General features: G+C 61.6%; 24 protein-coding genes. 8 read left to right on the forward strand and 16 right to left on the reverse strand.

The features are described from left to right. Position 1 precedes the first annotated feature (1 nt). Positions 2-1690: a COG1361 S-layer family protein gene (locus AArc1_RS15220; RefSeq protein ID WP_117365168.1), complete on the reverse strand. Its 1689-nt coding sequence runs from the start codon at positions 1688-1690 to the stop codon at positions 2-4. 339 nt (positions 1691-2029) lie between these two features. On the opposite strand from AArc1_RS15220, the gene AArc1_RS15225 reads away from it, so the two are divergent. After that, on the forward strand, positions 2030-2641 hold the full coding sequence (locus AArc1_RS15225; RefSeq protein WP_117365169.1) for a TetR/AcrR family transcriptional regulator: 612 nt from the start codon (positions 2030-2032) through the stop codon (positions 2639-2641). A gap of 247 nt (positions 2642-2888) precedes the next feature. Here the strand turns inward: AArc1_RS15225 and AArc1_RS15230 are convergent, their stop codons facing one another. Continuing rightward, the gene (locus AArc1_RS15230) at positions 2889-3083 is read right to left on the reverse strand and encodes a cold-shock protein (RefSeq protein ID WP_117365170.1); all 195 of its coding nucleotides are present in this window, start codon (positions 3081-3083) and stop codon (positions 2889-2891) included. Positions 3084-3343: 260 nt separating this feature from the next. Between AArc1_RS15230 and AArc1_RS15235 the strand changes: the two genes are divergently transcribed. Next, on the forward strand, positions 3344-3964 hold the full coding sequence (locus AArc1_RS15235) for a class I SAM-dependent methyltransferase (RefSeq protein WP_117365171.1): 621 nt from the start codon (positions 3344-3346) through the stop codon (positions 3962-3964). A 6-nt stretch (positions 3965-3970) separates the two neighbouring features. On the opposite strand, the gene AArc1_RS15240 is transcribed toward AArc1_RS15235, so the two are convergent. The 13 genes from AArc1_RS15240 to AArc1_RS15300 all read right to left on the reverse strand — a co-directional run bounded on the left by AArc1_RS15240 (position 3971) and on the right by AArc1_RS15300 (position 17037). Then, entirely contained in the window at positions 3971-5476 is a 1506-nt protein-coding gene (locus tag AArc1_RS15240; protein ID WP_117365172.1) for an amidase, read from the reverse strand. Between the two features lie 167 nt (positions 5477-5643). After that, positions 5644-6162 (reverse strand): GNAT family N-acetyltransferase, encoded by a 519-nt coding sequence (locus AArc1_RS15245; RefSeq protein ID WP_117365173.1) that lies wholly within the window; start codon positions 6160-6162, stop codon positions 5644-5646. Positions 6163-6253: 91 nt separating this feature from the next. Beyond that, positions 6254-6805 carry a class I SAM-dependent methyltransferase gene (locus AArc1_RS15250; RefSeq protein WP_117365174.1) on the reverse strand — a complete coding sequence of 184 codons (552 nt, stop codon included), beginning with the start codon at positions 6803-6805 and terminating at the stop codon, positions 6254-6256. 111 nt (positions 6806-6916) lie between these two features. Continuing rightward, complete coding sequence (locus tag AArc1_RS15255) at positions 6917-8017, reverse strand: archaeosine biosynthesis radical SAM protein RaSEA (protein ID WP_117365175.1); 1101 nt, start codon at positions 8015-8017, stop codon at positions 6917-6919. A gap of 56 nt (positions 8018-8073) precedes the next feature. Next, positions 8074-9429 (reverse strand): ABC transporter ATP-binding protein, encoded by a 1356-nt coding sequence (locus AArc1_RS15260; protein WP_117365176.1) that lies wholly within the window; start codon positions 9427-9429, stop codon positions 8074-8076. Beyond that, on the reverse strand, positions 9426-10457 hold the full coding sequence (locus AArc1_RS15265; protein ID WP_117365177.1) for an ABC transporter ATP-binding protein: 1032 nt from the start codon (positions 10455-10457) through the stop codon (positions 9426-9428). Before AArc1_RS15265 ends, AArc1_RS15260 begins: the two co-directional genes overlap by 4 nt. Before the next feature lie 2 nt (positions 10458-10459). Further along, entirely contained in the window at positions 10460-11620 is a 1161-nt protein-coding gene (locus tag AArc1_RS15270; protein ID WP_117365178.1) for an ABC transporter permease, read from the reverse strand. Then, the gene (locus tag AArc1_RS15275) at positions 11620-12594 is read right to left on the reverse strand and encodes an ABC transporter permease (protein WP_117365179.1); all 975 of its coding nucleotides are present in this window, start codon (positions 12592-12594) and stop codon (positions 11620-11622) included. Before AArc1_RS15275 ends, AArc1_RS15270 begins: the two co-directional genes overlap by 1 nt. Before the next feature lie 73 nt (positions 12595-12667). After that, positions 12668-14449 carry an ABC transporter substrate-binding protein gene (locus AArc1_RS15280; protein ID WP_117367541.1) on the reverse strand — a complete coding sequence of 594 codons (1782 nt, stop codon included), beginning with the start codon at positions 14447-14449 and terminating at the stop codon, positions 12668-12670. Positions 14450-14633: 184 nt separating this feature from the next. Further along, a complete protein-coding gene (locus tag AArc1_RS15285; RefSeq protein ID WP_117365181.1) occupies positions 14634-15869 on the reverse strand; it encodes an RNA-guided endonuclease InsQ/TnpB family protein in 1236 nt (411 codons plus the stop codon). Continuing rightward, the gene (gene tnpA / locus AArc1_RS15290; protein WP_117365182.1) at positions 15866-16255 is read right to left on the reverse strand and encodes an IS200/IS605 family transposase; all 390 of its coding nucleotides are present in this window, start codon (positions 16253-16255) and stop codon (positions 15866-15868) included. Before tnpA ends, AArc1_RS15285 begins: the two co-directional genes overlap by 4 nt. Positions 16256-16423: 168 nt before the next feature. After that, positions 16424-16780 (reverse strand): hypothetical protein, encoded by a 357-nt coding sequence (locus AArc1_RS18545; RefSeq protein WP_133412216.1) that lies wholly within the window; start codon positions 16778-16780, stop codon positions 16424-16426. Positions 16781-16845: 65 nt separating this feature from the next. Then, on the reverse strand, positions 16846-17037 hold the full coding sequence (locus AArc1_RS15300) for an HVO_0649 family zinc finger protein (RefSeq protein ID WP_117365184.1): 192 nt from the start codon (positions 17035-17037) through the stop codon (positions 16846-16848). Positions 17038-17227: 190 nt separating this feature from the next. Between AArc1_RS15300 and AArc1_RS15305 the strand changes: the two genes are divergently transcribed. From AArc1_RS15305 to AArc1_RS15320, 4 genes are all read left to right on the forward strand, one after another. After that, positions 17228-19099, forward strand: a complete 1872-nt coding sequence (locus tag AArc1_RS15305) for a bacterio-opsin activator domain-containing protein (protein ID WP_117365185.1) — start codon at positions 17228-17230, stop codon at positions 19097-19099. Positions 19100-19354: 255 nt separating this feature from the next. Continuing rightward, on the forward strand, positions 19355-19552 hold the full coding sequence (locus tag AArc1_RS15310) for a DUF1328 family protein (protein WP_117365186.1): 198 nt from the start codon (positions 19355-19357) through the stop codon (positions 19550-19552). 192 nt (positions 19553-19744) lie between these two features. Next, positions 19745-21673, forward strand: a complete 1929-nt coding sequence (locus AArc1_RS15315) for an aldehyde ferredoxin oxidoreductase family protein (RefSeq protein WP_117365187.1) — start codon at positions 19745-19747, stop codon at positions 21671-21673. 145 nt (positions 21674-21818) lie between these two features. Next, positions 21819-22421 carry a metal-dependent hydrolase gene (locus AArc1_RS15320; protein WP_228442342.1) on the forward strand — a complete coding sequence of 201 codons (603 nt, stop codon included), beginning with the start codon at positions 21819-21821 and terminating at the stop codon, positions 22419-22421. A gap of 298 nt (positions 22422-22719) precedes the next feature. Here AArc1_RS15320 and AArc1_RS15325 read toward each other — a convergent pair whose 3' ends face one another. Further along, complete coding sequence (locus AArc1_RS15325) at positions 22720-23109, reverse strand: ArsR/SmtB family transcription factor (RefSeq protein ID WP_117365189.1); 390 nt, start codon at positions 23107-23109, stop codon at positions 22720-22722. Positions 23110-23257: 148 nt separating this feature from the next. On the opposite strand from AArc1_RS15325, the gene AArc1_RS15330 reads away from it, so the two are divergent. Both AArc1_RS15330 and AArc1_RS15335 read left to right on the forward strand, forming a co-directional pair. After that, positions 23258-23917: a helix-turn-helix domain-containing protein gene (locus AArc1_RS15330; protein ID WP_117365190.1), complete on the forward strand. Its 660-nt coding sequence runs from the start codon at positions 23258-23260 to the stop codon at positions 23915-23917. Between the two features lie 109 nt (positions 23918-24026). Then, positions 24027-24173 (forward strand): DUF7560 family zinc ribbon protein, encoded by a 147-nt coding sequence (locus tag AArc1_RS15335; RefSeq protein WP_117365191.1) that lies wholly within the window; start codon positions 24027-24029, stop codon positions 24171-24173. The last annotated feature ends 7 nt before the right edge of the window (positions 24174-24180 follow it).

Genomic DNA, 24180 nt, shown 5'->3' on the forward strand with positions numbered 1-24180 from the left:
GTTATTGCCTCTGGTAGACGTATGCGCCAGCGCCGAGGGTGGCTAGCAGCACTGTTCCGACGGCGAGCCATGGAATACCGCCGTCGCTTTCGGTGACGTCGATCGCCACACGCGTAGTATCAGACAACTGGCTGTTACCCCGCTCGTCGTCGTAGCGGAAGTCGAACGAAACGGGATACGTCTTCGCCGTTGCACCGTCTTCAGCGTCGAGATCGAACGTCATCGTGACCGTCTCGCCGGGTTCGAGTTCTTCGACGAATCCTTCGTCGTCGTCGCTGTCGAGTGGGTCGTCGGTGAACAGGCTCGCCTCGACGTCGGTGACGGTCTGATCGAGGTTGTTGGTCACCTCGACGTCGATGAGTTTCTGTTCTCCGGCGGCGATCTGGCGATCCTCGACATTGACGAGGAACTGATCTCGCTGTTCTTCGACACCGATCATCGCGGCTGCGTCCTCGAACAGTCGCATCTGCAGATCCTCGTTGCGATACTGCACCGCGAGGTCGATCTCGCGGTCGATCGCTTCGGCCTCACCGCTGACGTCGACTGGGAGGCTAAACGGGGCGGATTCGCCCGACTCGAGGCTATCGACGGCCACACCCGTTTCGATCGGGATCACGTTGGGAGACTCGTCGGTAAACTGCACGACGACGTTTTCGGCGTCTTCAGGCCCCTCGTTCGTGACGTAGCCTTCGAGGTCACCGTCTTCGCCGACCCGCAGCGTCGAGTGGACGTCGGTGATGGTAAATCGCTGTTCGGCGAGCGGCATTACACCGCTCGAGACACGCTCATCGACTCGATCGAGTCCGTCGTCAGTTTCGAACTGGACGGTCCCTTCGAGCGGGTAGTACCGAACCGAGGTGTCATCCGGGAACGCGACGTCGTACGTCACGGTCGCCGTCTCGCCGGGTTCGAGTTCGTCGATCCGAGCGGAGTCCTGTGCGCTTTCACCGAAGCCGAGTCCCGGACTCGTCGACTCCATCGCGACGTTGATATCGGTCGCGACCTCTTCGCCTACGTTCTCGAGTTCGACGTCCATCGAACCGGTGTCGCCGATCTGGGCGTCCGTTTCGACGTCGACGATGTCGAATCGAGCCTCCTCGTCTACCTCGAGGTCGATCGACACCGACTCGGTTCGGGACTGTTCGTACGTCGTCCCGTCACCGGCTTGTTGACTGGTGTACGTATACGAAAGGTCGACGTCGAGCGAATATTCTCCTGCCGAAACGTCGTCAGGGACGTCGATCGCGATCGGGACTTCACTCGGCTGTTGGTCCGTCACTGTTCCGATCGACGTCTCACCGGATCTGACGGTGAGTGGATCGTCGGCCTCTGCCTCGACGGTCACGTCTCGAGCGGCGGTGACGATATCACGCGATTGTGCGTCGCCGATGCTGAGGTCACCGCCGTTCGAGACGACGACGGTAACCTCATTGGTCTCACCCGACTGGACGATCGGGTTCGGAGCGAACACGTCAAGGTCCGGGGAACCGCGGACGAACGGCCGGTCTTGCATAGATTGCCGAGTTTCCCGTAGCTCGGCTTGCTGCTGTTGGAGCTCTGCTTCGCGTTCGTCAAGCTCCGCTTCGCGTTCGTCTAAATCGTCGTCGTCCGCCGCTCCGATACCGGTGATACCGAGACTCGTGACGAGCAACACGACCAGTAGAACCGTCGACACTGATTGCCAGTTCATTCAGCTCACCGTCGCCAGGCAGCTCGTGCACACGGACGCGGGGCTCGTACGCGAATCGGCTGCAGTAATATCTCGTTGCACAGCGATTAACATCTCTATACCGGGTTGAAGGATACAGGAATCAAAAGCGTTTTCATTCGTGGATTCGTCGATACCCTATGGTCGGGAGAAAACACTCGCGTGAGTGGGTCGAACGAGCCACTGGTATGGGGAGTACGGTCGGGCGACCAATCGCACGCCAGTGTATCGACCACCGGGCTATGAGGCGACGAGACGAGTTCTCGAAGACGCCGAACCGAATCACAGCTACCGACCGGTTACGATGGAGTGACTACCACAATGAAAGGCTTCAGTGAGAAAGAGCGCGAACGGATTAGGGAACGATTACTCGAGGAGGGACAACAGCTCTTTTCGAGGTTCGGACCCGAACGGACACGCGTCAAAGACGTCACCGACGCATCGGATATCGGAACGAGTACGTTCTACAGTTTTTTCGACTCGAAACAGGAGTTGTACATCGAGGTACTCATCCGAGAGCACAAAGCGTTCCACGAAGCGATCGAAGCGGCGATCGATGGCGTCGAAGACCCCCGTGAACAGGTGCATATTACGCTCGAGACGATCTTCGAGGAGCTCGAATCGAACCCGCTTATCTATAGTCTGATCGTCGAGGGAGAACTCTACTCGCTTCGGACGTGGCTCTCAGATGAAGAGCGAAGCCGAATCGTCGAACGGATTCGGGGGAGACGGCTGGGAGCAATCGATGAATGGGTATCGGATCCGTCGTTTGCTGTGGACGATCCGGCAGTCGCGGATGCCCTTCTCAGACACATCGTCTTCGTAAGCCAGGCACAGGGCGTTCAAGTCGACACAGACGAGCACCCGGACTACGAAGCAGTCCGTTCGGTGTTGGTCGACATTATCGTCGACGGACTGTTCGAATCGTCGTAGCTTACGGGTAGTCGAAAGCGCCCCGGACGAGGGGGAGTCCGTGCTATCTATAACACGTATCGGACCGACCCCACGAGCGAGGGGGCAACACTCCCATAGGTCCGGCTGCCAGTCAGTTGACACGCGAGCACACGAAAGCCGTGCTGTCGGGTACGGAATACGCACTCGTCGGGACGACGAAGTGTAGTCACTGGTCGAACGAGAGTGCAGAAAATCACACACATCGCCGCGAGGCGGCGGAAGTGGATTAGTTGCGGACGACGTTCGTCGCGCGGGGGCCTTTGGGGGCCTGTTCGATGTCGAATTCGATCTCGGTCCCTTCCGTCAGGTCCTCGCCGCCAACGTCTTCCATGTGGAAGAACACGTCGTCGTCGGAGTCGTCAGTGTCGATGAAACCGTAGCCGCCTGTGTCGTTGAAGAAATCAACCTTACCGTTTGCCATTACAACCAGACAAACTCGGAGTACCCGCATAAGTGTTCCGCATTCGTTCGGAAAAATGGCCGAGCGATTCTTGAATGTTTTTTACCGACTCTTTCAAATAGACATTCGTCCTGTATCGGAAGTTATCTGGGAGATCCTGTCCGATTCGTCGTGACGAGCACCAGCTTCTGTGGGATCAGCAGTTCGAGCTGTGCAGGTGCAACCGGATCGGCTGAGGCGGCGTCCAACGAGCCTTTATGTCTACTCCGCCGTTGATACACGTGGATTCTAACGACGTTCGTCGACAGTGGGAAGCCCGGTCGGGAGAGTACTCGCCCGAATACTACGCCTACTACGGTCCGAACGATACGAGCGACGCCCTGCGGTGTATCTTCGAGCAGTTCCTCGAGCCGAATGCGTCCGTGCTGGAACTCGGCTGTAGCTCGGGCCGACACCTCTCACATCTGTCCGTACACGGCTTCGAGAATCTGGCCGGCATCGAGGTCAATCCCGATGCATTCGACGTGATGGCGGAGACCTATCCGGACCTCGCAGCCGAAGGGGAGTTCTATCTGGACGCGATCGAAGACGTCGTCACCGACTTCGACGACGGGGAGTTCGATGCAGTCTATTCGGTGGAGACGCTCCAACATCTCCACCCGGACGCCGAGTGGGTGTTCGACGAACTGGCTCGGATCACGAGCGACCTCCTCGTCACGGTCGAAAACGAAGGCGACGTCGACCGCGACGGGTCGACCGAACCCGACGTCAACTACGTCAACGACGACTTTCCGCTGTACTACCGCGATTGGAACACGATTTTCACCGATCGGGGTCTCGTCGAAGTCGACGCGAGAGAGGGACAACGGGACACGATCCGAACGTTCCGGACAGCTCAATAGCGTCAGTCACTGGCGTTCAGCCTCGAGTGCATCGGCCGCCCGCAACACGGTCGCGTCGTCGAACCGAGAGCCGACGAGCATGAGGCCGACGGGGAAGCCGTCCACGTCGTCAGCGGGAACGCTCACGGCGGGGTGGCCAGTGCGATTGAAGGGGGCGGTGTTGGCGACGACGTCGTCTGCTTGCAGTCGCTCGAACTGATCGCGCTCTGGGCGGTGTTCGGGAGCCGTCACGACCGTCGTCGGCATGGCGAGCAGATCGTACGTCTCGAGGAGTTCGTCGTAGCGCTTCGTGAGTTCGACGACGAGGTTCATCGCCTGAGCGTAGTAGCGCGAATGGTACTCGTGGTTGGTGTACGCTCCCATGAGCAAGAGCAGTTTGAGCATCGCGGGGAAGTCATCGGCTTGGGCCCGTCGGAACTTGCCGAACGACTCGATCCACGACCGGTTGTACCACGCCTTCCAGCCGTGGCCCAGCCCCTCACCGAGCATCGCGTCGAGCAGTCCTTCGGCCGTACAGACCGAGTGGATGGCGTCCGCGTCGGCGTGCATCGGGATGGAAACGTCCTCGACCGCCGCGCCCATTGCTGCGAACTGATCGATCCCCTCGCGGACGGTCTCGAGGACGGCATCGTCGCTGCCGGACCGGTCGAATCCCTCCTCGAGGACGCCGATCGAGAGCGAGGAGACGTCGCCATCGAGGGACGCCTCGTAGCGCTCGACGGGAACGGGTGCGTGAGCCCGGAGGTCACGTTCGTTGCTGCCAGCGATTACGGAGAGGACGCGGGCGACGGACTCGACGTCGGGCCCCATCGGTCCCGGATGATCGATCGCGTGTTCGATCCCGATGCAGCCGGTGTAGGGGACGAGCCCGTAGGTCGGTTTGTGGCCGACGATACCACAGAGTGCCGCCGGAATCCGGACGCTGCCACCCTGATCGGAGCCGATCGCCGCGTCGACCTCGTCCGTCGCGATGGCGACCGCACTGCCACCGCTCGAGCCGCCGGCGAGGGAGTCGTCGTCGTGGGGGTGGAGGATCGGCCCGAACGCACTGTGGCCCGTCCGCGTCATCGCCATGTCGTCCATGTTCGTCTTTCCGACGATGTCAGCTCCGGCCTCGAGCAGGCGAGTGACGACGGTTGCATCGCGGTCGGGAACGTAGCCCTCGACGACCTGTGAGCCACACGTCAGCTCGACGCCGGCGACGCAGACGTTGTCCTTGATCCCGAGTTCCCAGCCATCGAGGTCGCCCCCGTCGTTGCCGGCAACGTAGCACCGACTCACCCAGGCGTTGTACGGGTCCTCGTCGCTCGAGGGGCGGCGACCCGAACTGCGTTCGCGGCCTTCGGTGCCGCCGAGTCGTGGCTCCAGATCGTAGGACATCACGGTCTCGTAAGAACTCAGCCGCCGATTGGCTATCTCGGTGAACGCCTCGAGTTCGTCGTCGGTGAGATCCAGATACTGCTCCGCAGCGAGTTCGTTTAGGGCGGCTTCCGTCGGTGGACGAAGCGGCATACGCGACTAGTCGCTCAACTGACCGAAGTGATCGGCGCACGCACCCGCAAGGGACTAAACACGCGTTCGTCCGACCGACACGCACCGACCGATCGACGACTCGAGCGAGCGTTGCTCGACGGCACCCAGCACCGGCCGCCGTCTGCGAACCCGACGGTCCCCGGCGATTACAGCCGCTTCGAGAAGACGTCGGTCTCATAGGCCTCGCCGCCGAGTTCGATCTCGTTGCGCTCCGTCCGCTCGAAGCCGCGGCCCTCGTAGAACTGCCTACCGACCTCGTTCCCCGCGAGCATCTCGAGTCGAATCGTCGAGACAGCTGTGGGGAGCGCCTCGAGTCCACGCTCGAGCAACGCCGTTCCGACGCCGGTCCCCCAGTGGTCCGGATCGACGTAGATCGCTTTCAACTCGGCCTCGTCCGGGCCGACGAACGACTTCATCTCGGCGTCGCCCCAGCGGACGTCCGCGAACCCGACTACGTCGCCGTCCTCGCTCGCGACGAACACCCCATCAGGGTTCGGTGTGAGCGACTCCAGCCAGCGGCGTTCGTCCTCGGGAGATGGATCGACGGCCACGTTCTCGAGCACTCGTCGGGGGAGCAACTCCGCGTACGCTGTGTGCCACGCACGGCCGTGGGCGCGGATCACTCCAGGAACGTCGTCGGCTCCCTGGAACCTTCGGATCTCCATATCCGCACTCCTGTATCCGAGCCAATAAGATGGTTGGCCCCTCGAGCCTCCCAGGCGGACAACACGAGTTTCGGGGCGTTTTCGAGCCAGATTACGGGGGCTGCCACGCCCAGTCGACGCCATCGGCTGGGATACTCGCGACGAGCGTCACTCGGGGCTCCCCGTCGACACGATACTCGGCGTAGTACAGCACGCGCAGGCTCGCCGTCGCCGACAGGAGTTCGTTCGGCGCGAACCGGTATCGGTCGCCGGCTCCCGACTCGCCTGGCCCCGACTCGAGGTAGTGCTCGTAGAAGAGGACGCCACCCGGCGCGAGCGTCGATTCGATAGCGGACAGTCGGTCGCGAGCGTCGAAAAAACTGATCGTCACGAGGTCGTACGCGGCCTCGGGGAAGGCGTAGCTGTCGACGTCCGCGAGGACGAATTCGATTGCGTCCGCGTGAGCACCCGCCCGGTCGCGCGCCCACTCCAGGTGCACGCGCGAGAGGTCGACCGCGTCGACCGACCAGCCACGAGCCGCGAGAAACAGTGCGTTTCGACCGCCTCCAGTCGCAAGGTCGAGCGCACGACCTACCGAGAGGGCCTCGAGCACCGAGCGGAGCACGGGTGAGACGTCAGCTCCGTGCGTGTCGTCGTCCGTCACTGAACGTGATGACGGTGACGAGGGCCTTGTAGCTACTCGAGACAACACGTGGTCGCTCGGCGAGGCGGTACTCGAACGCAAAAAGGCGAGCGACCGTCCGAGGGTGCGAGCCTAGTTCGTCAACGGCTGATTGAATCCGCGTTCGCGCTCGAGGACGGTCTCCCAGGTGAGTTCACAGTCACAGGAGACCTGCTCGAAGACGGTGGGGTCCTGGCGGAGGCCGAAGTCCTTGATCGCCTTTTGGACGAGGTCGTCACACTCCGTGCAGTTGTGTGAGCCGCGGTCGGAGCCGTGGCCGACGGGATCGGAGACGACGATTGCGTCGACGTCGGCGGTCTGCTCGAGGACGTGGGCGACCGACCAGAGCCACGGCGGCCGATAGCCATCACGGAAGTACAGCTCGTCGACCATGGTGTAGCGCTGGACGTTACACGGGTTCATCGAAACCGTATGACAGCCGGGAACGTCGGCACAGCGTTCGATCGAGGAGATCATGTCGGAGACGGCTTCGGACTCCGTGAGAAACGGCGGCTTCATCAGCAGGTAGGCTTTGATTCCGGCGTCGGCGGTCTCGCCTGCGTCCTCGTCAGCTCTCGCAGCCTCCGCACAGGCCGCCTCGAAGTCTGCGAAGTCGAAGTACTTGTTCACGCAGTCGTGACGGACGCGGTCGGTGGCGGTCTCGAGGCCGATCGCGATGTCCGTGTCGATGCCGTGGGCGGTGAAGTCGGAAATCTTCTCGCGGGAGACGAAATCAGGGAGCGACTCGAGGACGATTCGCTCGCGGTCGGCGAACGTCTCGCCGATGGCGCGACGGGTTTCGGCATCGACTTCGCGCTCGTCTAAGAACGAGCCGGAGGTGTAGATCTTGATGAGTTGGGCTGGCTCGTCGGCGTTGTCGGCCTCGTGGTCGAGACAGACGTCGATCTGGTCCATCAGTGCCTCGTGGGAGACGGAACCGCCGTCGACGCTCTCTGCGACGTAGCCACACATGGTACAGCCGCCGGCGCGGGCCCAGCGACAGCCCCCCGTGTTCAAGATGATCGTCAGACTCTGTTTGACGCCGTCGGGCGTGTTGTCCTCGTCGATCCAGACGCGGGTGGGTTCGTGGGGATCGTAGCTGGCCTCCTTACGCGAGCGGATCTCGCGCATGACCTGATTGTGGGCATCCATGCCCTTGCCCTGCTCGTAGACCTCGGGCGTGGGTTTGCTCATTAGGAGGGAAAAGCGGGCCAGCGCCTAAAGCGCCTTCGCTGTGGACGACAGCGCGGTCACTCCACGAGAGAGCCTGGACCCTCGCGATGTGAGGTGTCGGCGTCCGCTTTCTGTCCAGTGGCTGTTCTCCGCTCGTCGGTCAGGTGACAGGCACACCGATGGGCAGGTCCGACCGTCTGAGTCTCCGGGTCGGACCGCTGACAGACCGTCGGAAACGTCGACTCGAGGTGCGTACGAGCGGTTTCGACGTCCCCCACGGTGAGCAGTTGAACCGCGCGTTCGAAGCCTGCTTCGACGGTAGAGTCAGTGAACCCGGACTCGAGTTCGTACTCCGCACGAAGTGCAGCGTCGACTGCGTCCTCGTGAAGTCGGTCCGGGACGTCCGCCTCTTCGGGCGGCTCGTCGGGATGTAACAGTTCGTACAGCTCCTCGCGGTCGAGTCCGTCTTCGACGCGTTGTTTGAACTCGAGGAGGGACCGCCAGGTTCGCTGGTCGATATCGTGTTCTTCCGGTGGGATGACTTCCGGACAGCGCGTGTGGAACCGGCAGCCACGGGGTGGGTTCGACGGATCGGGGACGGTCCCACTGAGGCGTACCCGTTCGCCGCGTTTCGAGAGGTCGGTCGAGGGGATCGCCGAGATCAGCGCTCGCGTGTATGGGTGCTGCGGATCGGCGAAAATCTCCTCGGTCGGTCCGACCTCGACGAGTTCGCCGAGATACATGACGCCGACGCGGTCACAGATGTGGCGGATGACCCCGAGGTTGTGGCTGATGAGCAGGATGCTCAGCCCGAACTCCCGCTGGAGGTCGGCCATCAGGTTGAGGATCTCCGCCTGAACGGAGACGTCGAGCGCGCTGACCGGTTCGTCGGCGACGAGTAGTCGGGGATTCAACACGAGCGCTCGAGCGAGGCCGATTCGCTGTTTCTGGCCGCCGGAGAACTCGTGTGGATATCGGTCGATGTCCTCAGCCTGTAAGCCGACACGAACCAGCATGGCTTCGACGATGCGTCGCCTTCGCTTTCGGTCGGTCATTCCGTGGACGATCAGTGGCTCCGCAAGCGACTCGCCGACGCTCATCCGCGGGTCGAAACTCGAGTCGGGGTCCTGAAAGATCATCTGGGCCTCACGTCGGAAGCGTTTCAGTTCAGTTCGGCCGTACTCGGTGATGTCCTGTCCGTCGAACCGAACGGTTCCCGACGTCGGCTCCTCGAGCCGAAGGATCGTTCGTGCGGCCGTCGACTTTCCACAGCCGGATTCGCCGACGACACCGAACGTCTCCCCTTCCCGAATCTCGAACGTGATCCCGTCGACGGCCTTTACCCGGCCGATTTCGTCGTTCAACACGCCTCGAGTCATCGAGAAGTGTTTCCGAAGGGCGTCGACCTCGAGAAGTGGACGACCGGCGCTCATCGGTCACCTCCGGCGACCGGGCTCACGTCACGGTCGCCGCCGGGTTCGGGGAGGCCGTCGCTTCCCGGTTCCCAGTGGACACACGAGACGCGGTGCTCGGGCGAGCGGTCGTACATCGGCGGCTGTTCACCGACGGAACACTCCCCGTTTGCGTACGTACAGCGGTCGTGGAACCGACAGCCGTCGGGCGGGTCGATCGGACTCGGCAAGCTACCCGGAATCGGCTCGAGCGTCGACCGCCCCGGCAGGCACTCGAGTAGCGCCTGCGTGTACGGATGGGCAGGGGTCTCGAAGACGTCTTCGACGGTACCGACTTCCATCACCTTCCCCGCGTACATGACGACGACGCGGTCTGCGATTTCAGCGACGACGCCGAGATCGTGAGTGATAAAGACGATACTCACGTCGTACTCGTCTTGGAGGTTATCCAGGAGGTCGAGGATCTGTGCTTCGATCGTTACGTCGAGTGCCGTCGTCGGCTCGTCGGCGATCAAGAGGTCGGGCTCGCAGGCCAGCGCTATCGCAATCACGACGCGCTGTTTCATCCCGCCGGAAAACTCGTGTGGGTAGTCATCGACGCGAGTGGCGGCCTCCGGAATGCCGACGTCCTCGAGGAGATCGATGGCCCGCTGGCGGGCGTCGGCCTTCGAGACGTCGTGGTGGGCGGTGATGGCTTCTCGAATCTGGTATCCGACGGTGTAGACGGGATTGAGCGCCCCCTGTGGATTCTGGAAGACGTGACCGATTCGGCCGCCCCGGAGGGCTCGTAACTCGCCGTCAGACAGCGTGGTTACGTCCTCGCCGTCGAAGTACACCTCGCCGTCAGCGATTTCGCCGGGCGGCATCGGGATCAACTGGGTGATCGATTCGCTCGTTACTGACTTTCCGGACCCGCTTTCGCCGACGATACAGACGGTCTCGCCGCGGGCGACGTCGAAGCTCACGCCGTCGACCGCTTCGACGACGCCATCGTCGGTGTGAAAACGGGTTCGGAGGTTTCGGATCGAAAGGAGTGGTTCGTCGGTCATCGTCACTGGTGTCGGGGATCGAGCGCGTCTCGCAGCGCATCGCCAAGGAAGTTAAACGCCAGTACCGTCAGAAACAAGAACACGCCGGGAATCGTCGCGACCCACCAGGCGTTCTGGATGTCACTTCGTCCCTCCGAGATCGCCCGGCCCCAGGACCAGACGTTCGGATCGCCGAAGCCGAGGAACGCGAGCACCGCCTCATAGAGGATCAACGACGGGATCACGAGCGTCGCCGCCGTGATGATCGTATTCGAGACGTTCGGGACGAGATGCCGGGTGATGATCCAGCGCTCACTTGCGCCGACGTTCTTTGCGGCCTCGATGTACTGTTCTTCGTTGCGCTGGAGCGCCTCCGAACGCACTAGTCTCGAGGTCGCCGTCCACGTCGTGAATCCGAGGATCAGGATGATCGTGAACAGGTCGCCGCCGTAGAGATAGACGACGAAGAGGATCAGAAAGAACGTCGGGAACGTGAGCATGATGTCGACGAAGCGCATCAGGACCTCATCGACCCAGCCGCCGAAGTACGCAGCCGTTGTCCCCACCGCGCTCGCGAGTACGATGATGATGAGACAGCCGATAAGCCCAACCATCATGCTCACTCGAGCGCCGATGACGACGATCTGGAGGAGGTCCTCGCCGGACTGCATCGTGCCGAGCGGATGAGCCCACGTGCCGCCCTCGAGACCTGGAACGTACTGGTAGAACACCGGCGGTTCGTAGGCGTTCGCGACGTCGAGTTCCGGTCGACCGAAGACGAACGGACCGACCACCGCGAGCGCGAAGACGAACGCGAGAAAGAACAGGCTTGCCACGGCCGCCTTGTTCTTTTTCAGTTCCGTCCAGTAGTGTTTCGTCCGGCGCGGATTCCGATACAGTGGCACGACACCGTAGAAAAACAGGACCACGACGGTGAGGATGAACAGCCACTCGACGTTCCCCGGATTCGGAGCGAACTCGATCGGACCGAACTGGGCGTCGACGATCGGCTGGCGATGGCTCCCGAACAGGGAATCGAGGACCCATCCGGCGATGACTACTGCCACCGATAGGACCGTTGCGATGCGTATCGGCGTTAGTTCGAGGCCGCCCTCGTACTGTTCCCAGTCGACGTCTTCGAACCCGACGTCTGGCGTCGAATCCGGTTGCGTATCCGTACTCATTAGCGATCACCGAACTCGATCCGCGGGTCGAGAACCGTATAGCAGATATCCTGAACGAGGTTGCCGATGATCGCGATGAACACCGGAATCAACACCGTCGCCAACACGAGCGGCGTATCCTGCTGGATGATCGCCTCGTAGCTAACGAGACCAAGCCCAGGAATGCCGAAGATGTACTCGATCACGTAGCCGCCAGCGAACAACAGACCGAGGATGTCGCCGACCAGAATCGTGATCAACGGCACCATCGCGGGCCGGAAGATGTGCCGGACGGTCACCTCGTTCTCGGTGAGCCCCTTTGCTCGGGCCGTCTTGACGAACTCCGCGTGGACGTACTCGAGCGATTCCGCACGCGCATACCGCATCTCGGAGGCGATTGCGGACGTCGAGAGGACGATCACCGGGAGTATCAGTTGGTGGATGTTTTCCAGTGAGAGAAGTCCCGGAACGTCGGTCGTATAGTAGATCGGGAACCACCCGAGAACGACGCCGCCAACGAGGATCAGCATGATCGCAAACCAGAAGTTCGGCAGGCTGATTCCGGTGAACGCAAACAGCGTCGCGGCGTAGTCGCCTTTCGTGTACTGGTGGGTCGCCGAGTAGAGACCGATCGCGAATCCGATGACGACCGAGAGCACCGTCGCTGGCAAGACGTACTGGAACGAGTAGATCCACGAGTTGGCGATGACCTCCGTCACCGGTTGGTTGTACGTCGACGACCAGCCCCAGTCGAACGTCGCCAGTCCGACCATGAAGTTGGTGTATCGTTCCCAGACAGTATCGCCGTGTCCGAGTTGTTGTTCGTACAGTTCTCTGGCTTCGTCTGCGTCCATCCCCGCCTGCACCTGTTGGTCGATGAACTCCGCACCACCCGCCGAAATCGGCGAGAAGTCGATCAACAGGAACGTAATCGTCACCGTTACCCAGGTGGCGAAAACGGTCCAGAGGAGGCGTTTTGCGATGTACGCTTTCATTGTCCGTCTCGATTGAAACTCATGGTGAGCAGTCTATAGGATTTGAAACGTCTGAAATAGCTCGAGGGCAGTGTTACTGCTCGGCCTCGATCTCCCATCGATGGACGTCGTATCCCCACGCGATGCTCGGTTCCTCGGTGGGATCGACGTGGTGGCGATAGCCGTTCAGGTCCTCAGGGAAGTAGAGGAACATCCAGGGTTGTTCCTCGCTCAAGATCCCGAACGCTTCCGCCAGCGTGCGCTGTCGTTCGTCCTGATCCGGCGTTGTGGCGGCTTCCGAAAGCATGTCCGCGACGCCTTCGGGATCGTCGTAGCCATAGCCGTTCACGGACTCACCAGGTCGCCAGAAGCCTTCCGTTGCCTCCGGCGCACGTGGATAGGAGTTTCGGCCGATGCCAGCCATGAAGTCCCACTCGCGGGAGTCGCCCGGTTCGGCGTACAGATAGTCGTCGAGCATGGTGTTCCACGGGACGGGATCGAGTTCGACCTCGAGACCGAGGTTCTCGTCGAGTTCGTCCTGGATGAATCGTGCTACCAGCTCGGTGTCGTCTGCACTATCGGAGAAGACGTAGTTGAGGACGACTTCCTCGCCGTCGGCGTCGACGAGGCGACCGTCGTCGTAGCCGTATCCGTCCGGAAGGTTGTTCTCGAACCGGTCGCGGGCACCGTCCGGATCGTACTCCCATTCGGCGACCTCGGAATCGTCGTAGAAGTCGGAGTACTCCGGTGAAAGCGTATGCGCAACCGTGCCGTAGCCGTACTGGATGTCGTCGACGATCGACTGGCGGTCGACGGCCATCGTGATCGCCTGGCGCACCTCCGGAATATCGAGGGCCTCCCAGCCGTCGTCTCGCATGTTGTAGAACATGCTCTGACAGTAGACCGTCGGCGTGCTGATGACCTGCACGTCGTCCATCCCGTCGAACTCTTCGGCACGACGTGCAGGGATACCGGCGGCAGTGATTTCACCCGCCTGAATCGCCGATAGCCGGGTCGACTCCTCGCCCATAACCTCATAGGTCCACTCGTCGATGTGCGGGGAGTCCTCGTGACCCTCGTAGTTGCGCAGGTAGTAGTCGTCGCTGCGCGGAGCGTACATGCGGGCTTCGGTCTCGAGGACTTCGACGGTGAACGCGCCGAGGTTCCCCGTGTAACTCAGTTCCTGAATCTCGTCGTCCTCGTTGAGTCCCTCGCCGTCCCGGTCCTCGACGTACGGCTCGGCGAGCTCCCGCGGAACAACCTCCTGAAAGCCCCAGAGGATCGGTTCCTCGAGGAAGCCGGGGAACGGTTCGGGCATCTCGACGGTGAACTCGTAGTCGCCGGTCTGTTCGACGTTGAACCAGGCCTGTTCGCCGTCCTCGTCGGCTGCCTCGAAGCCGTCGGGGACCGCATCGACGGGCATTCGCCAGTCATCGGCCATCGAGACTGCAGCCCAGTTGTCCTCTCCCTGGATGATCTCGGTGATCGAGTACACCCAGTCGTCGGCAGTCATCTCGCCATAGGGCTCAGACCACTCGCCGTACTCGGTGAGCGTGAACGTCCACTCGGTGAAGTCGTCGTTGACCTCGTAGTCGCGGACGAGTCGTGGGACGAACTCGTCGTTCTCATCGAACGCATACGCAGGGTCCATGACCCGGGTGACGCGGTCGCCCGACGTCGTATCCGTAATCCGGAAGACGTTGTAGTTGGGCGCTTCGCTTCCTTGAGCCCCGATCCAATGGTTTCCATCACCGGTATCGTCACCGGCGGCTGGTGCGTCATCAGAACAGCCAGCCAGGAGTGCGGCCCCACCGGCTATCGTCGACTTCAGCACCGTTCGCCTGTTGATACCGTCCGTCACGTTTTCGGAAGTCACGAATGGTTATTACCGAAAGAACATATAAAACTTCCTATGGTGCTACATATGCTGTGACTTTTTAGCGAAATGTGTCGAATATCAGCCGGTACCGTTGATTCAGGCACAATTGACCTCCTCCCGCGCCTAAACTCGCGGGAATCCCACCATGGAATTTCAGGCCGAGCGATTCGACCCTAAGGTTTCAAGACGCATACGCTCCAAGCGTCAATTCCTGGGCTTCAGCATCGGCTTGGCTGTCTTGTGGGCCGGTCAAACGGCCCCCTTCCTCAGCCGAGTCATCGTCATCCGTGTGTTCTCTTGAAAGACTCTCTCCGCTGAGGTAGCGGTCTGCAATGTTGAGCGCGGCGTTGATGTCCGCGTGGGACTCCGAAACCCAACACTCCAAATTGGAACACTTGAACGTTGCTTGATCGGGGCGGTAGCCCTGTTCTCCGCAACAGTGGCACGTCTTCGAGGTGTACGCGGGATTCACCGTCTCCACGCGAATCCCTTTCTCGGCGGCTTTGTAGCGGAGTTGGGCGTGCATCTTCGCAAAGCCCCATCCGTGCAAGCGCCGGTTCATGAACGCGCCGTAGTCCATGCTCTCGCGGATATGCGTGAGGTCTTCGAGGACCAACACGGGATTCTCGAATTGGTCGGCGTAGGCGACGACCTCCGATGTGACCGTGTGGAGAATGCCGTCTATCTGCCGCCAAAGCGAATCGCCGTAGGACTTTGCGATACGTTCACTCCCACGTTGCTGAAGGCGTCGAGTCGCCGTGAAGTACGTCTCACGGAGCCGCCGAACCTGTTTGCCTTCGTCGTTCCAAAGGTTGGGTGTAGCCGGGGAGCCGCGCTCGTCACGGTGACACACCGTTAACAAAGAGGCTTCCCCGATGTCTACCCCAATCGGCGTTTCGTCCGCCGAACTGGATCGTTCCTCCACGTCCCGCGTTGCGACGACGTGCAAGTACCACTCGCCGTCACGGTCGAACAGCCGACACTCGCCCATCTTCGCGTCCCTCGCGTGCAACGCTTCCAGCCACTCTCGCTGTTCGGGGTTCGGTTGCGCGGGGAGCCACAGGTTGTAGTCGTCGTGATGCGGGATTTTGACGTACCACTCGATGGCGTTCTGTGGCTTGTGGTCGAGCTTCGGGCCTTCGTTCGTGAACCGAACCGGGTGGTCGTCGTGAAGCTCCTTCGCGTCGTAGCTTCCACCACAGAGTTGCGGGACATACTTCTTGAGGGCGTTCTTCGCGTACCCAGAAAGGTCGTAGTTGACCACCACGTCGTTCGCTTCGGTCTGAGTGGTGCAGTTTGCGTTAAACGCGGCTTCGAGGGCGTCTTGGTACGCTCGTTTCGTCTCACAGAGTTTGCGGTGCTTGTGGGCATTCGGCTCCACAAGCTTGAGTTCCAGCGTCTCGGTGAGTTCGGTCATTGTTCGTCCTCCTCGCGACGTTGGATGTAGTCTTGAACCGTTTCACTTGAGACGTGCCCTGCTGTTCCGGCGTAGTAGCCGCGCGCCCACTTGATTTTCTCGCCGTCGTGGTCGGCGTAGCGGTGGTTGTATTTCCGCGAACTGATGCCTTTGAACCAGTTGGCGAGAAGTGACGGGGCGTGTTTCGGTGGACTACTCACGAACAGGTGAACGTGGTCGGATTGGACGGTGAGGTCGACAATCTCCAATCCTTTTTCCTCGGCGATTTCGTGGAGGATTCGACGCACACGGTGTTCGACCTCGTTAACCAGTACCGAGTTGCGGTACTTCGGCAACCACACTATGTGGTAGTTGAGGTTGTAGGTCGCGTGTCGTGTGGTCTTCATCCGTACTACACACTATGGTGAGAAACGGTGTTAAAACTACCGAGTGGCGTGGGAAATACGGCCGATTGTGGCAACGTGGGGTTGGACGCACTATGCCTACCGCTCGACCCGCGCCTGAAGACGCGGGTATCCGCTCACACTATGTATCACGACGACCGGCACAACTGCCTACAGGGCACCGTGCTGAAAGAGAAACGACGCAGTGAACAGGGCCACCGCGACGAGAACGAGTCTGATACCCGTTCGAAACTGGACCGATGGATCGCGAACCGACGACCGTCCGGAGGCAACACCGCGCTCGCTAGCTCCCGTGGTCTCTCGCCTCGCCCGCCGCCTCGAGACCGACGGACGGGTCAGGACCGTAGCGATGGCGAAGAGACCGACAGCGAGTACGAACAACGCGTCGATGACGGATTCGAGCCTCCAACCGAGTGCCACCCCAAGCCCAGAGACGGCGAGTAGACAGACGGTCGCGGCTACGGCCGACGGAGCCAGGTACGTTCGAGACGCATCAATCACGTTCACTGTCATGTAACACGGCCGCTCCGTTGTAGCTGTTTCGGGGAGAAACCGAGTTGGCAACCGCAAACTCACTCGAGGCGAATAGATCTCGTTTCGACCGCTTCACAGATCGGACAGACGAACTGATACTGAACGCGGCCTCTCGAGGCCGTCACGCGCCAGCCACCGTCGTCGTCGAGGTAGCCACACTGTCGGCACTCGAGTTCCGACTCGTCGAACTTCTGACGGAGTCGATCGAACGGTGAGCGATGGGCAGACATATGTTACCATACGCCATCTAGAGTAATAACCTTCGGGGTAAGCCGGTTGCGATCGGTTCGCCAGCGTGAACTCGAACGGTCTAAGGGGCGTGAACAAGAGGTACGAGGTAGAGCCTGACTGTAACCGCGCGGAGGTTGTCAAGGGCTGGGACCACCATAGTTATTCAATGTGGCCTTCTTATGGAGGCGTATGAGTGAAATCGATGCGGAGTCTGGCGGCGACGAGTCCCCATCCTCGTCGGCGGCAGCTGCGCTCGAGCACGTCGTCGACCCCGTCGTCATCGTCGCCGACGGGCGGATCACCTACACGAACGGTGCCGCACGCGATGCGTTCGGGCTCGGTACCGACGACTCGGACGAGTCCCAGCCGGGGACGGCACTCGACGGATGGGAGACACTCGAGACAGCGATCGACGAAACGACCGTCGGAACCGCTCGACGGGTCGAACTGGCGGCGTCGAAATACGACGCACGAGTCCACCGCGAGGCAGACGCCGCGACGGTCATCTTCCAGCCCGATCTCGAGATCGAATCGACGAAAAGTGACCGCGTGGTCAAAGACCGGGCGATCGACGAGGCTCCCGTCGGGATCTCGATTTCCGATCCTGACCGTGACGACAACCCGCTCGTCTACATCAACGACGCCTATCAGGAGATTACCGGCTACAGCTACGACGACGTTGTCGGCTGTAACTGCCGACTCCTCCAGGGCGAAGACTCCGACGAGGAAACGATCGCCGAGATGGCGGTGGCGATCGACGAGGACCGGCCCGTCACCGTCGAGATCAAAAACTACCGCAAGGACGGCACCGAGTTCTGGAACGAGGTCACCCTCGCCCCCGTCCGCGACGACGACGGCGAGGTTACCAACTACGTCGGCTTCCAGAACGACGTAACTGCACGCAAGGAGGCCGAACTCGCACTCGAGCAGCGGACGGAAGAACTCGAGTACGTCCTCGACCGAGTCGAAGGGCTCGTCCAGGACGTCACCGCCGCCGTCGCGGGAGCGACCGACCGATCGACGCTCGAAAGCGCCGTCTGTGACCGGATCGCCGCGGAACCGGCCTACAATGGCGTCTGGATCGGCGAGCGAAACCCCGCGACCGAACGGATCGACGTGCGGGCGGACGCGGGCGATGCCCCTGAGGGACTCTCGGCCGACGACGACCACCCCGCTGCGACGGCGATCCGAACGGAGTCGACCGCGACCGACACCCGCGACGGATCGACGATTGCCGCGTTCCCACTCGTCTACAACGACATCGAGTACGGCGTGCTGGCGGTTCGGACGGCCACGGACCGCTCGATCGACGACCGCGAAGCCGTCGTCCTCTCGGCGCTCGCGCGCGCGATCGCAAGCGGTGTCAACGCTCGTGAGACTAGCCGCGTCCTCGCGACCGATGCCGTCGTCGCCGTCGAGGTCGACGTCACCGACACGGCCGTTGCCCCCGTCGCGGTCTCGGCCGCCGCTGACTGTCGACTCGAGTACCGACGGACAGTCCATCGAACCGGCGACCGAACGGCGTCGCTGTTCACCGCCATCGGTCCCGACGCCAGCGAGGAGGCGCTCGCGGACGCGCTCACTGACCGGACCGACCTCGAGTGGCGGGTCGTTGTCGAGCGCGACGGCGAGTGTCTGCTCGAGGTGAGCGGTGGCGACGACCCCGTCGCCTGGCTCTCGGGTCGCGGCGTCCGTGTTCAGGCGATCGAGAGCGAAAACGGGCGAGCCAGGCTCACACTCGAGATCCCTCGCTCGGCGGACGTTCGGTCGGTCGTCGAAGCCATCGAGGAGCGCTACGATCGTACCGACGTCGTCTCGTTCCGCCAGCGCGAGCGCGACGGCGACACCCGTGAAGAGTTCGCAGTCAGACTCGAAGAAGAGCTCACCGAACGCCAGTTCGCCGCCTTGCAGCGAGCCTACCTCGGCGGCTACTTCGAGTGGCCACGGCCGACGACCGGTGAAGACCTCGCGGAGACGATGGGCGTCTCGCGGCCGACCTTTCACGAACACTTGCGAACGGCCGAATCGAAGCTCTGTCAGGCCTTCTTCGCCGACCGATAGCGCTCGAGAGTTCCCTCGTCGTCGGTCGTTTGCCGTCGATCGGGAGCGCTCGAGACTCTCTCGCTGCTGACCGATTCCGTCTCACCGTTGTGACCGATTCCGTCTCACCGTTGTGACCGATTCCGTCTCACCGTTGTGACCGATTGAGTCGGTTCCGTGAGTATCGCTTCTGTGGACCTGTAGACGCTGCGTACGGCCAGATGGCGGCCCTGACAGTGGGTGGCGTTTATGTATTACGTCGTGATAGGGCGGCCCATGTTCGAGATTCCGACGGTGGCACTGCCGGCTCAGTTCGGCGCTGGCGAGTTTCTGTCGTGGGCGATCGTCTTCTTCGTGCTGGCGATCCTCGCTGCGGCGGTCGGTGCTCGCGGTGTCGCCGGCATCTCGATGGAGATCGCACGAATCTTCGTGTTGATCTTCATCATCCTCGCGATCGTTGCCCTGCTACTCTAACCCATCGGAAAGCTGGTTCACTTGATTTTTGGCGCTATTTGCGCCCGAGGAGTGGTGTAAATAGCATAACGTCACTTGCCGCCAGTCGCTCGTTCGGTCGTCGTTCCAGTCGCCGGTGTGTAACCACACCTAGTTGCGGGTAGCTGGCAACAACTAACATGATAGACGCCCTATCTAGGGGTAGCGATTACAATGACATCACTCGGCGGTTTCCAAGACAAGGTTGCACGAATCGACCTCTCCGAGGAGTCGGTCGCCTACGAGTCGATCGACGACGAGGACGCAAAGAAGTACATCGGTGCCCGTGGACTCGGCGTAAAGTACGTCTTCGAGAAAGGGGCGGACGTCGATCCGCTCGGATCGGAGAATCTGCTTGCGTTCATGAACGGCCCACTGTCGGGGACTCAGACGACCATGAGCGGCCGCATCGCGGTCGTAACGAAGTCGCCGCTGACCGGCACCGTCACCGACAGCCATCACGGTGGCTGGTCCGGCGCTCGGCTCAAATGGGCCGGCTTCGACGGCCTGCTCTTCGAGGGAAAAGCCGACGAGCCAGTCTATGCGTACGTCGAAGACGGCGAGGTCGAACTTCGAGACGCCTCGGAGCTGTGGGGGAAGGGATTCCACGAGACCCGTGAGACGATCGAAGACGACCTCGAGGGCGCGTATGGCAAGAACCTCTCGATCATGGGGATCGGACCCGGCGGCGAAAACGAGGTCAAGTACGCCTGCATTATCAACGAGGACGACCGTGCCTCCGGTCGGGGTGGCACTGGCTGCGTGATGGGGTCGAAAAATCTCAAAGCTATCGTCGTCAAGTCCACAACGCGGATGCCAAAACCTGCCGACCCCGAGACGTTCAAAGAGGGGCATCAGCAGGCGATGAAGGCGATTCAGGAGTCCGAAGTCACTGCCCCCAACGAAGGTGGCCTCTCGATGTACGGGACGAACGTCCTGATGAACGTCGGCGAAGAGATGGACGGCCTCCCGACCAAAAACGGCCGCTACACCTCTACTGAGAGCATGCGAGAGGCCGAGGGAGCTGATCTCGATGCCGAGGAGGTTTCAGGAGAGAACGTCCGCGAGAACATCCTTGTCGACGAACCGACCTGTCACTCCTGTCCGGTCGCCTGCAAGAAGGAAGTCGAAGTCCAGACGATGCACAAAGGCGAGGAGATGAACGTCCGGACGGAGTCATACGAGTACGAGTCGGCGTACGCACTCGGCCCGAACTCCGGGCACACCGACCGGGACAAGGTCGCGGTCATGATCGAACGCTGTAACGATATGGGCGTCGACACCATCGAGGTCGGCAACATGATGGCGATGGCGATGGAGATGACCGAGGAAGGCAAACTCGAGGGCGTCGGTGAACTCGAGTGGGGCGATAGCGAGACGATGATCGATATGATCGAACGCATCGCCCGCCGCGAGGACGACCTCGCGGACCTGCTGGCAGAGGGGCCACGCCGCGTGGCCGACCGAATGGACGCCCACGACAACTCGCTGGCGGTCAAAGGCCAGACAATCGCTGCCTACGACCCACGCTGTATGAAGGGGATGGGCATCGGCTATGCCACCTCTAACCGCGGTGCCTGTCACCTGCGTGGATACACCCCGGCCGCCGAGATTCTCGGCATCCCCGAGAAAGTCGACCCCTACGAGTGGGAGGGCAAAGGCGAGCTGACCGCTGCCTTTCAGGATCTACACGCCATCTCCGACAGTTTCGACATCTGTAAGTTCAACGCCTTTGCCGAAGGAATCGAGGAGTACGTCCTCCAGTACAACGGCATGACCGGCCTGGACGTCACCGAGGACGAACTGCTCGAGACCGGCGAGCGGATCTACAACTTAGAGCGATACTACAACAACCTCGCCGGGTTCGACGGCACCGACGACTCGCTGCCCGAGCGGTTCCTCGAAGACGGCATCCGCGGTCAAGGGGCCAGCGAGGACGAGTACTGTGAACTCGAGGAGATGAAAGCGGAGTACTACGACCTCCGCGGCTGGGTCGACGGCGTCGTCCCGGACGAGAAACTCGAGGAACTCGAGATCGAAATCGGTCCCGGGACGGGCGTCTCCGCCGACGACAGCGGTACAGCAGCGCCAAGCGACGACTGATCATCCGACGACGACCGTCTCACCGTCGGTGGCGTGATTGCCGCGTTCGTCCCCCGTGAGGCCGCTACCGCCGTCTACTGGACGGGATCGGTTCACCACGGTTTCGACGGACGTATGCAGAGTCCATCCGTAGTACGTCGCGATGATGGCTACGACCCATGTGTTCGTGGGACTGCTCCTCGCCGGAGCCGTCGCGTTCGTCGCGCCACAGTTCGCCGCCATCGTTGCCATCGCGGCGATCGTCGGCGGGCTGTTCCCCGACCTCGACGTGGTCGCGAACCACCGTCGGACGCTGCATTTTCCCGTCTACTATTGGCTTCCTGCCGGCCTCACGGGAGCACTCGCACTCGCAGTGCCGACCACGATGACCGTCGGACTCGCCGTTTTCTTCCTCGTCGCCGCCGTCCACTCGCTGTCGGATCTCCTCGGCGGCAGCCACGAACTCGAGCCGTGGGACGGGACGGTCGATCGGGCCGTCTACAGCCACTACCACGGCCGCTGGCTCGGGGCGCGACGGTGGGTCGGCTACGACGGTTCACCGGGAGACCTCGCGCTGGCAGGTGCGCTGGCGATCCCCATCCTGTTTCTGTTCGACGGCGTCGTCCAGCCGATCGTGATCGGGATGCTCATCGTCTCGATCAGCTACGCCCTTCTGCGACGACCGATCGCCGCGAGCCTCAAGCGAGGGCTCGAGCGTCCCGAGAGAGACACACCGAACGAGCGAGGGCTCGAGTCGATCAACGAGTGACAAACGCTCGAGACGACGATAATCGGGCGACCGGATCAACAGACGGAATCGGTGAACTGAGCAGGCGTGGGGTTCGGTTCCGCCGGTTCAGCCGGCGTAGCCGTGTCGTCGACGGGAAGCGGGTAGCAAAAAAATAACCGCTGGCTCAGCTAGTGGCTGTCGAGAGAACAAAGACAGGGGTCCGCGAGAGGCGGTCCCGCTGGTCAGAACGAAAAGAACGTCGACGATCCGAGTCGTCCACTACGACGCGAGTCCGAAAACGGGCGTCACGTCGAGCTCATCGACTGCGATTCGTCGATCAGTCGTCTGCGGCCGCGTAGGAAGCGGTCGCAGCGTCGTTGGTGTCGGGCTTCGTCATTTCGATCTCGATTTCACCACCCTCTCCGACGGAGACGACGACGTCGTCGAAACACTTCCGGTACTCGGTGGCGTGTTTGCCCGAGGTGTTGATTCGAACCCGCTCTTCGACGAGGTCGGCCTCGGTGAGCATCTCGACTTTCCGGTAGGCCGTCGACATCGGAATCTCACATTGCTCCGAGAGCTCCGTCGCCGTGAGCGCCTCCTCGCTCGTCGCTTCGAGGATCACTCGACAGGCGTCGTCCTCGAGCGCAGCGAGGACCGCCTGGGGGTCTGCAGGTTCTTCGGTAGCCGGCCATCCTCGCGGGGAATTAGCGTTCGTAGCGGACATCGTATACCCACTAGTACCGACCAGTGCACCTCCAAATGAGTCCCAATAAATACAGGGCTCTTTAAGTCAGGTCGACTATCGTCGCGGCGAGAACCAGGGCATCGGTACGGGCAGAGGGTTTAGGAGGGATCGCTCCTATCTTCCGACAATGCCGTCGGGGATCCGCGCGGAGATCACGCTCGAGAATCCGCCAGATTGCGTCGTCACCCAAGCTGCGATCGAGGCAGACGGACGGGTTCACTCGGTCTCGAAGAGTACAAATCCGGAGACACCAGACCGCGTCGCCGAAGAGTTCAGGCTCGAGGCCGAAACCTACCCCGACTCGTTCGAACTCGAGCCGGAGCCGACGGAGGTCTTTGCGTACGGCTCGAGTGCGGTCTACTCGTTCCAGCGTGACCTCGGTTATGGCTGTCCCTGTGAAGTCGTCGAGTCGTTCGACTGCCCAGTGACTGACGTGCGGGTTCACGACGGATCGCTGCACCTGACCTTCCACGCGCCCGATATGCACGGGTTGCAGGCGATCATCGGCGATCTCAGAGACCAGTATGCCCTCGACGTCAAGCGGTTGCTCCAGTCACAGCAAGATCACGCCGACGAACACCTCGTCTTCGTCGACCGGAGCACCCTCACCGACCGCCAGCTCGAGGTACTCGAGACGGCCCATCGGATGGGATACTTCGATCACCCCAAGGGCGCCAACGCGGGCGAGGTGGCCGACGAACTCGAGATTACGGGGACGACGTTCACCGAACACCTCGCCGCCGCCCAAACGAAGCTGCTCGATGCGATCCTCGCCCACGGAGACTAATACAAGAACCCTTCGGCAACTACCCGGCCACGGTAGTGAACCCCATTTCTATATATACTCGACGCACACCTATACTCGTAATCACTTCGCTCACACGAGTACGCCCCTCATGAGTAGATACCTATTCACATGCCCCGAATGTGGGCAAGAGATCGAGGTCAACGAATCGATGCGGGAGGCGACACTCACGCACGGTTGTCCCGTCTGCGGCGCGACTGTGACACGAGCCGCGTTCGCCACCGAACAGCCGAGCTAAGCGACAG

This window comes from Natrarchaeobaculum sulfurireducens, assembly GCF_003430825.1.
In the GTDB taxonomy this organism is placed as follows: domain Archaea; phylum Halobacteriota; class Halobacteria; order Halobacteriales; family Natrialbaceae; genus Natrarchaeobaculum; species Natrarchaeobaculum sulfurireducens.

Coding starts and splice junctions, on each gene's coding strand:
- AArc1_RS15245 (WP_117365173.1), bottom strand. CDS start 6,162: ATGGAGATCCGAAGGTTCCAGGGAGCCGACGACGTTCCTGGAGTGATC.
- AArc1_RS15230 (WP_117365170.1), bottom strand. CDS start 3,083: ATGGCAAACGGTAAGGTTGATTTCTTCAACGACACAGGCGGCTACGGT.
- AArc1_RS15325 (WP_117365189.1), bottom strand. CDS start 23,109: ATGTCCGCTACGAACGCTAATTCCCCGCGAGGATGGCCGGCTACCGAA.
- AArc1_RS15260 (WP_117365176.1), bottom strand. CDS start 9,429: ATGAGCGCCGGTCGTCCACTTCTCGAGGTCGACGCCCTTCGGAAACAC.
- AArc1_RS15315 (WP_117365187.1), top strand. CDS start 19,745: ATGACATCACTCGGCGGTTTCCAAGACAAGGTTGCACGAATCGACCTC.
- AArc1_RS15240 (WP_117365172.1), bottom strand. CDS start 5,476: ATGCCGCTTCGTCCACCGACGGAAGCCGCCCTAAACGAACTCGCTGCG.
- AArc1_RS15285 (WP_117365181.1), bottom strand. CDS start 15,869: ATGACCGAACTCACCGAGACGCTGGAACTCAAGCTTGTGGAGCCGAAT.
- AArc1_RS15330 (WP_117365190.1), top strand. CDS start 23,258: ATGCCGTCGGGGATCCGCGCGGAGATCACGCTCGAGAATCCGCCAGAT.
- AArc1_RS15300 (WP_117365184.1), bottom strand. CDS start 17,037: ATGTCTGCCCATCGCTCACCGTTCGATCGACTCCGTCAGAAGTTCGAC.
- AArc1_RS15320 (WP_228442342.1), top strand. CDS start 21,819: ATGGCTACGACCCATGTGTTCGTGGGACTGCTCCTCGCCGGAGCCGTC.
- AArc1_RS15220 (WP_117365168.1), bottom strand. CDS start 1,690: ATGAACTGGCAATCAGTGTCGACGGTTCTACTGGTCGTGTTGCTCGTC.
- AArc1_RS15225 (WP_117365169.1), top strand. CDS start 2,030: ATGAAAGGCTTCAGTGAGAAAGAGCGCGAACGGATTAGGGAACGATTA.
- AArc1_RS15335 (WP_117365191.1), top strand. CDS start 24,027: ATGAGTAGATACCTATTCACATGCCCCGAATGTGGGCAAGAGATCGAG.
- AArc1_RS15265 (WP_117365177.1), bottom strand. CDS start 10,457: ATGACCGACGAACCACTCCTTTCGATCCGAAACCTCCGAACCCGTTTT.
- tnpA (WP_117365182.1), bottom strand. CDS start 16,255: ATGAAGACCACACGACACGCGACCTACAACCTCAACTACCACATAGTG.
- AArc1_RS15310 (WP_117365186.1), top strand. CDS start 19,355: ATGTTCGAGATTCCGACGGTGGCACTGCCGGCTCAGTTCGGCGCTGGC.
- AArc1_RS15305 (WP_117365185.1), top strand. CDS start 17,228: ATGAGTGAAATCGATGCGGAGTCTGGCGGCGACGAGTCCCCATCCTCG.
- AArc1_RS15275 (WP_117365179.1), bottom strand. CDS start 12,594: ATGAAAGCGTACATCGCAAAACGCCTCCTCTGGACCGTTTTCGCCACC.
- AArc1_RS15270 (WP_117365178.1), bottom strand. CDS start 11,620: ATGAGTACGGATACGCAACCGGATTCGACGCCAGACGTCGGGTTCGAA.
- AArc1_RS15255 (WP_117365175.1), bottom strand. CDS start 8,017: ATGAGCAAACCCACGCCCGAGGTCTACGAGCAGGGCAAGGGCATGGAT.